Source organism: Flagellimonas sp. ABD4_174 (assembly GCF_056160185.1).
Map to the genome: position 1 here is coordinate 1,178,353 of NZ_JBSWWP010000001.1, position 13,887 is coordinate 1,192,239.

Consider the following 13,887-nt stretch of genomic DNA (forward strand, 5'->3'; position numbering starts at 1 on the left):
CTTGTTTCATAAATTTAAAAGTACTATGGAACAAGCAGTTATGACCAATACCAAATTGCAATTTGCAAAAGAGGTGAAGAACTACTACCCAGAACTGTTGACAAATCGGACTTTTGATTTTTTGATCGCATTGCATCAAAAGTTCAATAGATCAAGGTTGCAGTTGCTGGACGAACGAACTAAGCGGCAAGCACAATTTGATGCCGGTACTTTTCCGGATTTCCCCAAAGAAACGGAACAGACAAGAACCGTAGATTGGAAGGTAAAAGGAATTCCAGAAGATTTACAGGACAGAAGGGTGGAGATTACCGGGCCGGTGGACCGGAAAATGGTGATCAACGCTTTGAACTCCGGCGCCAAGACCTTTATGGCCGATTTTGAGGACAGCAATGCCCCGACTTGGTATAATTGTATGCAAGGCCAGCAGAACTTAATAGATGCAAATAAACGCACCATTACCTATTATGATTCAAAAAAAGGTAAAAACTATAAGTTGAACGAGGAGGTAGCCGTTCTCTTGGTGAGGCCCCGTGGACTGCATTTGAACGAGAGACATATCTTGATCGATGGGGAGGAGGCTTCGGGCAGTTTGGTCGATTTTGGTTTGTATGTGTTCCACAACACGGAGATATTGCGCAACAGGAAATCCGCTCCATATTTCTACTTGCCCAAGTTGGAACATTACTTGGAGGCCAGATGGTGGAACGAGGTAATGACATTTGCTGAAGAATACCTGAACGTTCCGGTAGGAACCTTCAAGGCAACGGTTTTAATAGAGACCATAACGGCCAGTTTTCAATTGGACGAGATCATTTACGAGCTGAAAAACCATATTGTAGGTCTTAATTGTGGCCGATGGGATTATATTTTTTCCTACATCAAAAAATTTAAGAATCATCCCGAATTTATTTTGCCGGACAGAGATCAGGTGACCATGACAGTGCTCTTTATGGATGCCTATTCAAAACTGGTGATACAGCGTTGTCATAAAAGAGGTATTCATGCAATGGGCGGTATGGCAGCACAAATACCTATCAACAACAACCCCATTGCCAATGAAAAGGCACTTGAAAAAGTACGATTGGATAAGGAAAGAGAGGTTAAAAACGGGCACGATGGCACATGGGTGGCGCATCCCGGGTTGGTGAAAATTGCCAAGGATATCTTTGATGCGCACATGCCCAGTGCAAATCAACACGATGTGCTGCGAGAAGAAGATTCAATAGCGGCTTCCGATCTACTTGCCATTCCCAAAGGTACAGTTACCGAAAAAGGGGTCCGTAAGAACATTTCCGTTGGCATACTGTACATGGAGTCTTGGTTGCGGGGCAACGGGTGTGTGGCCATCAATAACTTAATGGAAGATGCGGCAACGGCCGAAATCTCCAGGACACAACTGTGGCAATGGCTAAAGTTTACGGTTAGGTTGGATGATGGTAGAAAACTGACCGAAGCTCTCTATACAAAACTATTGGAAGAAGAAATCGCAAAAATCCGACACTTGGTAGGTGAGGGCAATTTGCACAATACCAAATTTGATGAAGCCATCAAATTGTTCGATAAGCTGGTGAGGGCAGATAAGTTTGAAGAATTTCTGACCACCAAGGCCTATCGTGAGATATAACTTAAACAAAGCGTATTAATCAAAAAAAATCCCAAGAATGCGCGAACATTACCTGGGATTCAAGTCAAATTTCGAATTATAAAATTATGGAAAAAAAGGAGAAAATTCAAGCATTGGTAACAGATTGGACCGTTAACCCGCGATGGAAAGGTGTGGAACGCCCGTATACCGCAGAAGAAGTTATAAAGCTTCGGGGGTCTTATGAGATAGACCATTCCATTGCACGTTTAGGTGCCGAAAAGCTATGGAAAAAATTGAATACCCAAGATTTTGTCGCTGGTCTGGGCGCATTGACCGGTAACCAGGCCATACAGGAAGTCGAGGCCGGACTGGACGCCATTTATTTGAGCGGATGGCAAGTAGCGGCAGATGCCAATCTGGCTGGGGAAATGTATCCCGATCAATCATTGTATCCGGCCAATAGCGTGCCCATGGTGGTTAAACGGATCAATAATGCCCTTTTGCGCGCCGATCAAATTCAAACGGTAAACGAAATCGAGGCGAAAAAAGATTATTTGGTGCCTATCGTGGCCGATGCAGAAGCAGGTTTTGGAGGTAACCTCAATGCCTATGAATTGATGAAATCCATGATAGAGAACGGAGCCTCCGGAGTGCATTTTGAAGACCAGTTAAGTTCTGCCAAAAAATGTGGGCACTTGGGGGGAAAGGTTCTGGTACCGACCCAAGAAGCCATAAATAAGTTAATTGCAGCTCGATTGGCTGCCGATGTAATGGGTGTGCCATCAATAATTATTGCTCGTACCGATGCTGATGCGGCAAATCTGTTGACCAGTGATATTGATGACAGAGATCATAAATTTTTAACGGGCGAAAGATCTCCAGAAGGCTTCTTTTATGTGAACAATGGTCTAGATCAAGGTATCGACCGTGGACTGAGCTATGCTCCATTCGCCGATTTGATTTGGTTGGAAACTTCGAACCCCGACTTGGAACAGGCACGAAAATTTGCTGAGGCCATCCACAGTAAATATCCAGACAAAATGTTGGCCTATAATTGTTCGCCATCCTTTAATTGGGCTGCAAAACTATCCGTAAAGGATATGGAGAGCTTCAGAGAAGAACTCGCCGCTTTGGGCTACAAGTTCCAATTTATTACCCTTGCCGGTTTCCATGCCCTGAACACCAGTATGTTCGAACTTTCAAAATCCTATAAAGAAAGGGGTATGGCCGGTTATTCAGAATTGCAAGAACGTGAGTTTGCTTTGCAAAAAGACGGCTTTAAAGCGGTAAAACACCAAGGTTTTGTGGGTACGTCCTATTTTGATATGGTGCAAAACGTGGTTACTTCAGGAAAAGCGAGCACCATGGCCATGAAAGATAGTACGGAAACTGCTCAGTTTAAATAATACTTTACTTTAACTTGTTGTAGTTATTTGTGTTTTAAAGTGCCCCCGATTTTGGGGGCATTTTTATGTGGCGACGTTAAATATTTGGGTGGTCGGCTCTTTTAAAAGGTATTGTGTAAGTATGCTTTCCGTTTCCACCGTATGTTTTTGAGGAATGATAAAAGCCGTTAGATCCTCTAAAGAAGAAATTTCAATGTCCGTATCAATAAATCCAAAGCCCTTGTACACACCATCGGCTATTAGGATTATGGCGTTTTCATTGGCTTCTCTTCCTTTTTCTTTGATAACCCTCACTTCGGAAGCGAGCATTTTCATGTGTTGTATTGCTTCCTGCACTTTTCCGTTATAATCGGCAACGGATTCTTCTCCCTTGCAAATGCCTTGGCATGTGGTAATTTGATGATGGGAACAGGCCGATGTGGTCTGTTGTAGATGACAGTATTTTGGACACAACGAAAAGCTTTTGCATATCTCCTCGAGATACGCTCTGCAATCCGTTTGGTTATGAAAGATCTTCAATGGGTCGGGCACCCCTTTAATAGTGTTGAAAGCCAGGTGTGTTATTCCGTTCCGGTCCTCATAAGAGAATATGGCGTACTGCTTTCCCATTCTTTTTTGGGCACGGTTATAGGGTGGGAATAGCCGTTTGATCTCCGCAGATTCCATTAAAAGAGCTACCAGTTCACTCCCCGCGAGTTTAAAATCAATGTTGGCCGTCTCGCTGCACATTTGAATTTCTTTTCGGCTTTTGTCGTAAAAATGTCCCAACACCCGTTTTTTTAGGTTAATGGCCTTTCCCACATAAATAATCTCCCCTTTTTGGTTCATAAAATAGTAGATGCCCGGTTTCTGGGGAATACGGTCAAATACCGATTTGGGCAAATGGGGCGGAAGGGTAGCTTCTTGGCTTCGGGCGTTCAAAAACTTTTTGAACACCGTTTCCGAATCCGGTTTTGCCAAGAGTTGCTCAAATAGAAGAACCGTAGCGTGTGCATCTCCTCGTGCACGGTGCCGGTCCGTTAATGGAATCTCGATGGCGGAGCATAATTTGCCCAAACTGTACGAATGGAGACCTGGAATCAACTTTCTGGACAAACGTACCGTGCAGAGTTTTTTGCGAGTAAAGTCAATTCCAATTTGCCGAAACTCTTCCTTGATCACCCCGTAATCAAAATTAACGGAGTGCGCCACAAAAATACAGCCCTCCGTAATACTCATTATATTTTCGGAAATCTCAAGGAAAGTTGGGGCATTTTGTACCATTTGATCATCGATTCCCGTGAGCCCGGTAATAAAATAGGGGATGGGGCTTTGCGGGTTCACCAAAGAAGTGAATTCATCCACAATTTGATTTCCATCATATTTAAAAATGGATATTTCGGTGATCTTGTTGCCCTTGACTCCGTTTCCCGTTGTCTCTATGTCGATTATAGTGTACAAATTACTGACTCTAATAAAAGAATGAAATTATGGATAAACTCAACAGCTTCCAAAACTAGGTTCACTGTATTAAAATTGCGCACGGTACTGTGTTGGTGTACAATGTTTGTATGTTTTAAACTTTCGGTTGAAATTGGCAATATTGTTAAACCCGCATTGTTCGGCTATGGTCCCGATCGACAGCTCAGGTTGTTTAAGCATCAGTTTACAGGCATTCTCGATTCGTATCTCGATCAAAAATTGAAAAAATGTCTTGTTGGTTCGTTTTTTAAAATATCTGCAAAAAGCATTCTTCGTCATGTTGGCCCTTTCAGCAATTTCCTCCAAGGTGATGTTCTCACCATATTTCTCCATGGCATAGTCATAAACTTTGCCCATTCGTTTTCCCTCGTCGTCCGAAAAACTTTTTCTGTAGATAAAAGAAGAAAGCGGAACGGTTTTGGACTTGTTGATATAATGTATAATCAATAATAGTGAGGAGATCTGTTCCACTTTGCTTTGTTTGGACAGTGAATCGAACAGGGGGATTATTTTAGTTTTTTGAGTCAAGACCATCATACCAAACTCCGCTTTTTTAAAGAAATTTTGGGTGGACGATAGATCTGCCAGTTGAAAAAAGTCTTTGCCAAAGGCATCTTGATTAAAAAAAAGGGTGTGCATTAAGGACTCCTCTTTGTGCCGGGCATCACTTCGGAACACATGAGGAATGTAACTGCCGATTACAAGAATGTCCCCAGCTTTGTAATCGTTTATACGGTCGCCTACGATCAATGTACCTGAACCTTTTTCCACATAACTGATCTGGATTTCTCCATGTTGGTGCAATTGGTCATAAAAAACATGTTCCCTATCAATTTGATAAACGAGAGCTTCATTTTTTGGTTTTGGGATTTTAAAGGGTAAGACCTTCATGGGTGAGCTTAAATTAATTTAATTACAAGTTTGATGTCAAAAATAGGGTAATATAGTATCAAAATATGCTAATAATACTATAAACTACCTTTCCGGTCTCTTTGTAATTTTAAATCATATAATTTTAGAAACTATGGTAAAATGGGAAGGCGTAATGCCTGCGGTAACAACAAAGTTTACAAAAGAGGATGCTTTGGATCTTGTAATGTTCCAAAAAAATATTCAAGCACAAATCGAAGCTGGTGTACACGGGATTATTTTAGGGGGCACTTTGGGTGAGGCTAGCACCTTGGAGCAAGAAGAAAAGGAAATCCTGATCAGGAAATGTGTAGAACTAACGGAAGGAAAAATTCCTGTGATCATGAATGTGGCAGAGCAAAGCACCAAGGGGGCTATTGCAGCAGCTCAAAGGGCCGAAAAATCAGGTGCAGATGGATTGATGCTTTTGCCACCGATGCGTTACAAATCCACCGATAGGGAAACCGTGACTTACTTTAAAGCGGTGGCCAACAGTACTTCCCTACCTATTATGTTGTACAATAACCCAGTGGATTATAAAATAGAGGTAACTTTGGATATGTTGGAGGAGTTGATCGAATGTGAGAATATAGAAGCCATAAAAGAATCGACCCGGGATATTACCAATGTTATTCGAATACAAAATAGATTTGCGGATAGAATAAAGGTGTTCACGGGAGTGGATACCCTTGGAATGGAAAGCTTGGTTATTGGAGCAGTAGGGTGGGTTGCTGGATTGGTTTGTGCTTTTCCAGCAGAAACCGTGGCCATTTACGAGTTGGTGAAGGCCAACAGAATTCAAGAAGCGCTTAAAATTTATAGATGGTTTATGCCACTATTGGAGTTGGATATTAGCCCTCAATTGGTTCAAAACATAAAGCTGGCCGAGGTGGCCACAGGCATTGGTACGGAACATGTTCGGGCTCCTCGCTTGCCTTTGGAGGGAGCGGAAAGGGCAAGAGTGCTAAATGTGATTGAAACGGCAATGAGAAACAGACCGGAACTACCGGATTATAAAAATATAAATAGCATAATATGATTACAGGTAAAAACTGTATAGCAGGGAAATTTAAAGCAGATGGTAATGTTGAATTTAGAACCGTTGATCCCAAAAAAAATGTTCAAAACCCTACAGTGCACATCGAGGCGACTTCGGATGAAATAGAAGCGGCCGTGGAGAAGGCATGGTCGGCTTTTAAAATATACAGAAAGATGCCCGGAAAGATGCGAGCAGAGTTTCTTAATGCGATTGCAGACGAGATTTTAGCTTTGGACAAGGTTTTGGTGGATACGTATATGTTGGAGTCCGGTTTGCCGGAAGGACGTGCCATTGGTGAAAGGGGGAGGACCGTTTTTCAATTACGCTCTTTTGCCGAATTGATTGCGAACGATGACTGGCGCGAAAATACTTTCGATGCCGCACAGCCGGACAGGAAACCTATGCCAAAGGATGATCTTCGAAAAACCATGATACCATTGGGGCCAGTTGCCGTTTTTGGGGCCAGTAATTTTCCCTTGGCATACTCAACGGCAGGCGGGGATACAGCAAGTGCCCTTGCTGCAGGATGTCCAGTTGTGGTAAAGGCGCACCCCATGCACGCTGGTACCAACGAACTAGTGGCTCTGGCCATTGTAAAGGCCGCCGAAAAAACAGGAATGCCACAAGGCGTTTTTTCCAGTATAAACGGAGGCGTTCAAGCTGGAGTAGATTTGGTAAAGCACCCTAAAATAAAGGCCGTTGGGTTTACCGGAAGTATTGGTGGAGGTAGGGCACTTTTCGATTTGGGAACAAAACGTGAAGAACCCATACCGGTTTTCGCAGAAATGGGAAGCATCAATCCGGTGATCATTACGGCAAGAGCCGTTTCCAAACGGGGAAACGAACTGGCCAAGACCTATGCAGGTTCCATCACCTTGGGAACTGGGCAATTTTGCACAAATCCAGGACTTTTGCTGACTATTAAAACTGCCGATACCGAGCAATTTGTTCAAAACTTGGCAAAGGAGACCATTGCTATTGCACCACAAAGTATGTTGCATCCGAATATTAAAAAAGGATACCTGAAAAAAGGAGAAGATGTGCTGTCGCAGGATGGAGTCGAAGTAGTTGCCAAATATGTAGGGGAGCTAAATCCCAACGATGCCGCATCTGTAATTGCCTCCGTTTCTGGCGAAGCCTTTTTAAAGAACCCTAAAATGCACGAAGAAGTTTTTGGGCCATTCAGTATGGTGGTCCAGTGTAAAAGCGAAGCAGAGCTTATCCAGATTATCGATGGATTGGAAGGCCAGCTCACAGGCACTTTGATCGCAGAAAAAGATGACGATTTAAACCTTGTGGAGATAGTGGATTCCCTTCAAAACAGAGTTGGAAGAATAATTTACAACGGAGTTCCAACAGGAGTGGAAGTATGTCCGTCCATGCAACATGGAGGGCCATATCCCGCATCTACCGACTCCAGATTTACCGCGGTTGGAACCCATTCCATAAAACGATGGGTAAGACCGATTAGCTATCAATCGTTTCCCATGGAGTTGTTGCCGGACCATTTAAAAAAATAGCTAGTGGCGAGAAAAACATTTTTTTGTGTAGATGCCCATACCTGCGGAAACCCCGTAAGGGTAGTTGCCGGTGGAGCCCCAAATTTACAGGGTAAGAACATGAGCGAGAAGCGGCAACATTTTTTAAAGGATTTCGATTGGATTCGAAGGGGGTTGATGTTCGAACCCCGTGGCCATGATATGATGAGTGGCAGTGTCTTGCTCGAACCGCACGATCCGGCAAACGATTTTGCCATACTGTTTATTGAAACCTCCGGTTGTTTGCCTATGTGCGGGCACGGAACCATAGGCACCATTACCGTAGCCTTGGAAGAAGGGCTCATTGAACCTAAAGTTCCGGGAAAAATCCGAATGGAAGCACCGGCTGGTTTGGTGGAAATCGAATACCGGCAAACCGGAAAAAAAGTGGATTGGGTTCGTTTGGTCAATGTGAAATCGTACCTGGCGGAAGAAAACCTGACCGTAGAATGCCCTGAGCTGGGCGAGTTGATTTTTGATGTGGCCTACGGCGGAAATTATTATGCAATAGTAGATCAACAGAAAAACTTTGAAGGAGTACATAATTTTACCGCAGGTCAAATTATACATTATTCCCAAGTAGTAAGAAAGCGTATCAATGAGAAATATCCGAATATATTTATACATCCGGAAGATAGTACCATTAGGGATGTGAGCCATATGCTTTGGACCGGTGACCCCATAGACCCAACATCTTCTGGAAGAAATGCCGTTTTTTACGGGGATAAAGCAATCGATCGCTCCCCTTGCGGCACAGGCACTTCGGCCCGTATGGCACAATTATTTGCCAAGGGCAAGTTGAAGGTTGGTGAACCTTATATCCACGAAAGTTTTATTGGTAGTAAGTTTGTTGGAATTGTAGAAAAGGAATCGGTCTTGGCGGATAAAAAAGCCATTATACCCAGTATTCAAGGTTGGGCGCAGGTTACAGGGTACAATACTATTGTTATCGATGATGATGATCCCTACGCACACGGGTTTCAAGTGATATAAAAATCAAGAGATATGGAAAACAAATCAATGCATTTTTTGGGAAATAGAACCATGTGGATGGTCGCACTTCTATTTTCGCTTCAAGCTATGGCACAGAATAGTGATCTGGCGGATAGGATCGATGAGTTTAGGGCAGATACCAGGGCATTGAACCATATCTACATCATGGAAGAATCCGAAGAGTATTATGAGCGCTTCAACAAATTTTATGATAATTGGCATAATCGATTGGAGAAAATGGATTTCTCCACTTTGAACCAACAGGAAAAAGTGGATTATATCCTTTTAAAAAACTCCGTGACCAAAGCGGACTATTTTCTTGACCAGGAATACAAAAAATATTTAGAAGTGGCACATGTGGTAGATTTTACTGCCCCATTGCTTTCTTTTATTCAAGAGAGACGAAGAGGAAAAAGGCCGGATGCCAAGAATTTGGCAAAAATCATGCAAGATGCGACCAAAGTTTTGGACAATGCAATGCGGCCATCAAACAGTAAACCTTTTAAAGATTGGCAAACTGCGGATAAAGCATCATCCGTTGTAATTTCCTTTCAAAAAGGATTAAAAAATGCTTTTGATTTCTATTACAGTTACGACCCGGATTTTACATGGTGGGTGGATAGGCCCTATAACTTATTGTATGATAAATTGACGGTCTATGCGGAATTCCTAAAAGAAAATTATTCTCAGAACAGTGTTAAGGACGATGGTAGTGGTATTGTGGGCAAACCTATTGGTATAGATGCACTGCAAGAAAGCTTGGAGATGGAGTTTATTCCTTACACGCCGGAGGAACTCATTAAAGTGGCCCAAACCCAATATGAATGGTGCAAGCAAGAAATGATCAAAGCCTCTCGAGAGTTGGGTTATGGAGATGATTGGAAGGCGGCACTAGAGCATGTAAAAAACACCTATGTTCCCGAAGGAGAGCAGCCAGAGGCCATTATGAAACTTTATAAGGAATCGGTCGATTTTATTGAGGAGCGCGATTTAATCACATTGCCCGAACTGGCCAAAGAAACATGGGGAATGGAAATGATGAGCCCGGAAAGGCAAAAGGTAAGCCCTTTCTTTTTGGGGGGAAGGGATATCATCATATCATACCCAACGCAGGAAATGGACCATGATTACAAAATGATGAGCATGCGTGGCAATAATCCCAATTTCTCGAGAGCCGTTGTCCATCACGAGTTGTTACCAGGGCATAACCTCCAGTATTTTATGACCAGTCGCCATAAACCTTATCGAAATGCATTTTACACTCCATTTTGGACCGAAGGATGGGCCTTGTATTGGGAAATAATTCTTTGGAACAAAGGGTTTCCTCAGACACCTGAACAAAAAATGGGGATGTTGTTCTGGAGGATTCACCGCTGTGCACGGATTATATTTTCGCTCAAGTTCCATATGGGGGAAATGACACCACAGGAGTGTATCGATATGTTGGTGGATGAGGTTGGTCACGAATACGCCAATGCCGAAGGCGAAGTCCGACGTTCCTTTACCACCAGTTATCCACCCTTGTATCAATTGGCCTATATGATGGGGGGGCTGCAATTTTATGCCCTTCGAAATGAGCTTTTGGCAGAAGGTTGGTCAGAGAAGGAATTCCACGACCTGGTGATGCACGAAGGCAGAATGCCCATCGAAATGTTAAGAAGCCTGTTATTGGATTTGCCATTAAATAAAAACCACAAAACCAGTTGGAAGTTTTCTACGGCATTCAATTAATGTGGAAATAGGTTTTCGGGTTGTATTTTTCAATTTGCACTTTTTATAGGTAAATGACTTTAGGATAAAACGCTGCGGGTTGTTGCATAGGCTTTGGGATTGACCAATATCATTTTATTGCACTTTATTGGGGGCTATCTTTGGGAAAAGCGAGGAACCCATGAAAACCATACTGATCCCTACCGATTTTTCCAAAAATGCACTGCATGCACTACAGTATGCCCAAGAGCTGTACAAATGTGAGCGCAGTTGTTTTTTTGTGCTGCATGCCTTTGCCGAAGAGGTATATGGAGAGTACAATACGGCAAACAAAGACGGAATTGATAAAATTAAAGAAGAGAAAAAGCAGGTCGTTGAGCGAAAACTGGATGAATTGATCGATTCTGTTATAGGGGAACCACCCAACCCACTGCATAATTTTGAAACCGTAGCCTGTTTTGATAATCTGGTCGACGGTATCAATGATTTTGTGGATGAAATGAATATCGATTTGGTGATCATGGGAACCAAAGGGGAAACCAGTGATCATAAAACAACGTTCGGTAGTTATACCATAGAAATATTCAAGTATGTAAAATGTCCTGTTTTGGCCGTGCCAGAGGGTTTTGAATACAAACAACCAAAAGCGATTCTTTTCCCGACCGATTATTTACTGCCTTATAAACGTAGGGAACTTAAATTATTGGGAGACCTGGCCGGCAAGTTTAAATCCAAAGTGCATTGTTTGTACATCACCGATTTTGATGAGCTCAGTCCCCGACAAGCGGACAACAAGCTGTTCTTGGAAGAGACCCTTACTAAGCCCTATCTGTATTTTGAAACAGCACCCATTAAAAACAAGGCAGAAGTTATACTCGAAAAAATAGCGGAAAAAGAGGCGGGCATGTTGGTTATGATGAATTCAAGACATTCTTTTTTTGAAGACATGCTGTATAGATCAACGGTGGACCTGCTCGGCTTAAAGATCAAGATACCGTTTATGGTAATGCAGAATTTAAAAAGATGAACAAGATGAAAAAGAAGCGGATTGTACTGCCAACGGATTTTTCCAAAAACTCTTGGAACGCCATAGCTTATGCTTTAAAAACCTTTAAGGGCGTTCCTTGCGATTTCTTTCTCCTTAACTCCTACCAAGTGGGTGCATCAGGACTGTCCACTAAAATGGCAGGGGCCAACGATACGCGACTTTATAACTTGATGAAAGAACAATCCGAACGTGAGCTCAACCAAGAGTTGAAAAAAATTCAGGAAATCGATACCGATCCAGAACATCGGTTTATTCTACGGTCAGTTGCTGGTACCTTGGTAAATGCCGTGGGAAAAACAGTTTACAAGGAAGAAATAGATTATGTGGTCATGGGAACCAAGGGGTCTTCAGGATTAAAGGAAGTATTTATGGGAAGTAACACCTACAAAGTGATCAAGGATATCGATTTTTGCCCCATAATTGCGGTTCCGGACGATTATCGACCTGATGGTAAAATGGATGCCATTCTCTTGGCCACCGGGTACGAGCACCTGTTCGAAAACTATGAACTGAAACCGGTTTTGAGCTTGGCAGAGCATTTCAATGCCAAATTATGGATTGCCCACGTAGGACGTATGGATAACCTAACGCCAGAACAAAAAGCCTCCAAATTGGCACTGGAAAAACGGTTGACAAATGTTGAATATGAATTTTTTGAGGTTGAAAAAGAGGACTCCGTAAACCGAACCATACAAAAGGTCGTTGACATGGATAGGGCTCTGGACATGGTAGTAATGATCAATCAGGACCATACTTTTTTTGAGCGACTGACCCGTGAGCCTGTGATTAAAAAAGTAACCTTTAATACCACAGTGCCATTTTTGGTGATTCATTTATTTGAATAATGGATACGGTTTATTTATAAGAAGGACTTGGCAAGCTGAACCAGTTCTGCTTTTTGGAGTACTCCGGATTTCCTCCAGAGTTGTTCACCGTTTTTAAAGAAAATCAGGGTTGGAACCCCTCTTACCTGATACGTATTGGCCAGACTTTGATTTTTGTCCACATCGATCTTTACAATTTTTAGATTATCGCCCATTTCATCTTTTACCTGTTTTAAAATAGGAGCCAACATTTTACAGGGACCGCACCATTCGGCAGAAAAATCGATCAGTGTTAACTGCTCACTGTTGATCAATGTTGCAAAATTTCCTTTCATTGTTTTTAGAATTGATATCGCAAGGTATAAAAACCCCATTTTTTTCTAAGTGACCTAGGTCACCTTTGCTTTACCCATTATAGTGAAGGTCGGCAAAAGTGAGTAGATTACTTTTTCTATCTTTAAGCACAGCACATTTGAAAATTCTTTGAACCTTTATGAACAAGAAAATATTTGGAAGTATTCTGGTAGTGGTGATTCTATCCTGTAAGACAGAGAAAAAAGAGCAAGAAACCAACACATGGCGCACTAAAAAGGAAGCAATGGAAAATGCGGTGCACAATAAATTACTGGAAGTCGAAAAGGAGCAAGGGTGGGAATTGCTGTTCGATGGAGAGACCTTGGATGGATGGCATTTGTACAATTATCCAACGGCTGATTCGGTTTGGGAAGTAGAAGATGGGACATTGCATAGCAACACAAAGAACGAATCTTTATCCGCAGGCGATCTGGTTACCGATACATCATATTCGAACTATGAGCTTTTGTTGGAATGGAAGGTCGTCGGAAATGGAAACAGCGGTATTTTTATAAACGTACAGGAACTGCCAGATGTCCCCACGGCATGGCAGAGTGGTCCAGAATATCAAATTTTGGGTGCCGACCACATGGATTACGATGTTCCAGTTAAACGCCCCGGATGTCTGTATGCATTTTTACCACAACAAAATAAGGTAGAAGTAAAACAAGGAGACTGGAACAGGACAAGAATAAAACAAGTCGATGGCAAAATTGAGTTTTATTTGAACGGTATTCTTACAGCAGAGGAAGACTTGGGTTCGGACGAGTGGAGAGAAAAGATAAAAGGCACCCATTTATCCAAATATCCGGAATTCGGAAAAACTACCGAAGGCAAGATTTCTCTGCAATATTGGTATTTTGAGACTTGGTTCAGGAATATTAAAATTAGGGAGCTGTAGTTCGAAAGATTCCCCATTAAATTTATTGAACCTGGTTTTTCCAGCTAAGATAGGACAAGAAAAAACCTGTAAACTTTCATTTACAGGTTTCACGTTCAAATCAAACTTGCTCCTACTTA

General features: G+C 42.3%; 12 protein-coding genes. 9 read left to right on the forward strand and 3 right to left on the reverse strand.

The features are described 5' to 3' along the window. The first annotated feature begins 25 nt into the window (after nucleotides 1–25). Together aceB and aceA are read left to right on the forward strand one after the other, a co-directional pair. Entirely contained in the window at nucleotides 26–1,624 is a 1,599-nt protein-coding gene (aceB, locus tag ACXAFK_RS05175; protein ID WP_474957020.1) for a malate synthase A, read from the forward strand. An 86-nt stretch (nucleotides 1,625–1,710) separates the two neighbouring features. After that, complete coding sequence (gene aceA, locus ACXAFK_RS05180) at nucleotides 1,711–2,991, forward strand: isocitrate lyase (protein ID WP_474957021.1); 1,281 nt, start codon at nucleotides 1,711–1,713, stop codon at nucleotides 2,989–2,991. Nucleotides 2,992–3,054: 63 nt separating this feature from the next. Here the strand turns inward: aceA and ACXAFK_RS05185 are convergent, their stop codons facing one another. Then, complete coding sequence (locus tag ACXAFK_RS05185) at nucleotides 3,055–4,431, reverse strand: exonuclease domain-containing protein (protein WP_474957022.1); 1,377 nt, start codon at nucleotides 4,429–4,431, stop codon at nucleotides 3,055–3,057. A 69-nt stretch (nucleotides 4,432–4,500) separates the two neighbouring features. Further along, nucleotides 4,501–5,343, reverse strand: coding sequence for an AraC family transcriptional regulator (locus ACXAFK_RS05190; protein WP_369884243.1), 843 nt, complete (start codon nucleotides 5,341–5,343; stop codon nucleotides 4,501–4,503). 133 nt (nucleotides 5,344–5,476) lie between these two features. On the opposite strand from ACXAFK_RS05190, the gene ACXAFK_RS05195 reads away from it, so the two are divergent. From ACXAFK_RS05195 to ACXAFK_RS05220, 6 genes are all read left to right on the forward strand, one after another. Continuing rightward, on the forward strand, nucleotides 5,477–6,400 hold the full coding sequence (locus ACXAFK_RS05195; protein ID WP_474957023.1) for a dihydrodipicolinate synthase family protein: 924 nt from the start codon (nucleotides 5,477–5,479) through the stop codon (nucleotides 6,398–6,400). After that, nucleotides 6,397–7,920, forward strand: coding sequence for an aldehyde dehydrogenase (NADP(+)) (locus ACXAFK_RS05200; RefSeq protein ID WP_474957024.1), 1,524 nt, complete (start codon nucleotides 6,397–6,399; stop codon nucleotides 7,918–7,920). The genes ACXAFK_RS05195 and ACXAFK_RS05200 overlap by 4 nt, the downstream gene beginning before the upstream one ends. A gap of 3 nt (nucleotides 7,921–7,923) precedes the next feature. Further along, complete coding sequence (locus tag ACXAFK_RS05205; protein ID WP_474957025.1) at nucleotides 7,924–8,931, forward strand: 4-hydroxyproline epimerase; 1,008 nt, start codon at nucleotides 7,924–7,926, stop codon at nucleotides 8,929–8,931. 12 nt (nucleotides 8,932–8,943) lie between these two features. Further along, entirely contained in the window at nucleotides 8,944–10,662 is a 1,719-nt protein-coding gene (locus ACXAFK_RS05210; protein WP_474957026.1) for a DUF885 family protein, read from the forward strand. Between the two features lie 160 nt (nucleotides 10,663–10,822). Then, a complete protein-coding gene (locus tag ACXAFK_RS05215; protein ID WP_474957027.1) occupies nucleotides 10,823–11,668 on the forward strand; it encodes a universal stress protein in 846 nt (281 codons plus the stop codon). A gap of 5 nt (nucleotides 11,669–11,673) precedes the next feature. After that, a complete protein-coding gene (locus tag ACXAFK_RS05220) occupies nucleotides 11,674–12,534 on the forward strand; it encodes a universal stress protein (RefSeq protein ID WP_474957028.1) in 861 nt (286 codons plus the stop codon). A gap of 14 nt (nucleotides 12,535–12,548) precedes the next feature. On the opposite strand, the gene trxA is transcribed toward ACXAFK_RS05220, so the two are convergent. Next, nucleotides 12,549–12,848 (reverse strand): thioredoxin, encoded by a 300-nt coding sequence (trxA, locus tag ACXAFK_RS05225; protein ID WP_474957029.1) that lies wholly within the window; start codon nucleotides 12,846–12,848, stop codon nucleotides 12,549–12,551. 158 nt (nucleotides 12,849–13,006) lie between these two features. Between trxA and ACXAFK_RS05230 the strand changes: the two genes are divergently transcribed. After that, nucleotides 13,007–13,768 carry a 3-keto-disaccharide hydrolase gene (locus ACXAFK_RS05230; protein WP_474957030.1) on the forward strand — a complete coding sequence of 254 codons (762 nt, stop codon included), beginning with the start codon at nucleotides 13,007–13,009 and terminating at the stop codon, nucleotides 13,766–13,768. Nucleotides 13,769–13,887 lie beyond the last annotated feature (119 nt).

Coding starts and splice junctions, on each gene's coding strand:
- aceB (WP_474957020.1), top strand. CDS start 26: ATGGAACAAGCAGTTATGACCAATACCAAATTGCAATTTGCAAAAGAG.
- aceA (WP_474957021.1), top strand. CDS start 1,711: ATGGAAAAAAAGGAGAAAATTCAAGCATTGGTAACAGATTGGACCGTT.
- ACXAFK_RS05190 (WP_369884243.1), bottom strand. CDS start 5,343: ATGAAGGTCTTACCCTTTAAAATCCCAAAACCAAAAAATGAAGCTCTC.
- ACXAFK_RS05195 (WP_474957023.1), top strand. CDS start 5,477: ATGGTAAAATGGGAAGGCGTAATGCCTGCGGTAACAACAAAGTTTACA.
- ACXAFK_RS05200 (WP_474957024.1), top strand. CDS start 6,397: ATGATTACAGGTAAAAACTGTATAGCAGGGAAATTTAAAGCAGATGGT.
- ACXAFK_RS05210 (WP_474957026.1), top strand. CDS start 8,944: ATGGAAAACAAATCAATGCATTTTTTGGGAAATAGAACCATGTGGATG.
- ACXAFK_RS05215 (WP_474957027.1), top strand. CDS start 10,823: ATGAAAACCATACTGATCCCTACCGATTTTTCCAAAAATGCACTGCAT.
- ACXAFK_RS05220 (WP_474957028.1), top strand. CDS start 11,674: ATGAAAAAGAAGCGGATTGTACTGCCAACGGATTTTTCCAAAAACTCT.
- trxA (WP_474957029.1), bottom strand. CDS start 12,848: ATGAAAGGAAATTTTGCAACATTGATCAACAGTGAGCAGTTAACACTG.
- ACXAFK_RS05230 (WP_474957030.1), top strand. CDS start 13,007: ATGAACAAGAAAATATTTGGAAGTATTCTGGTAGTGGTGATTCTATCC.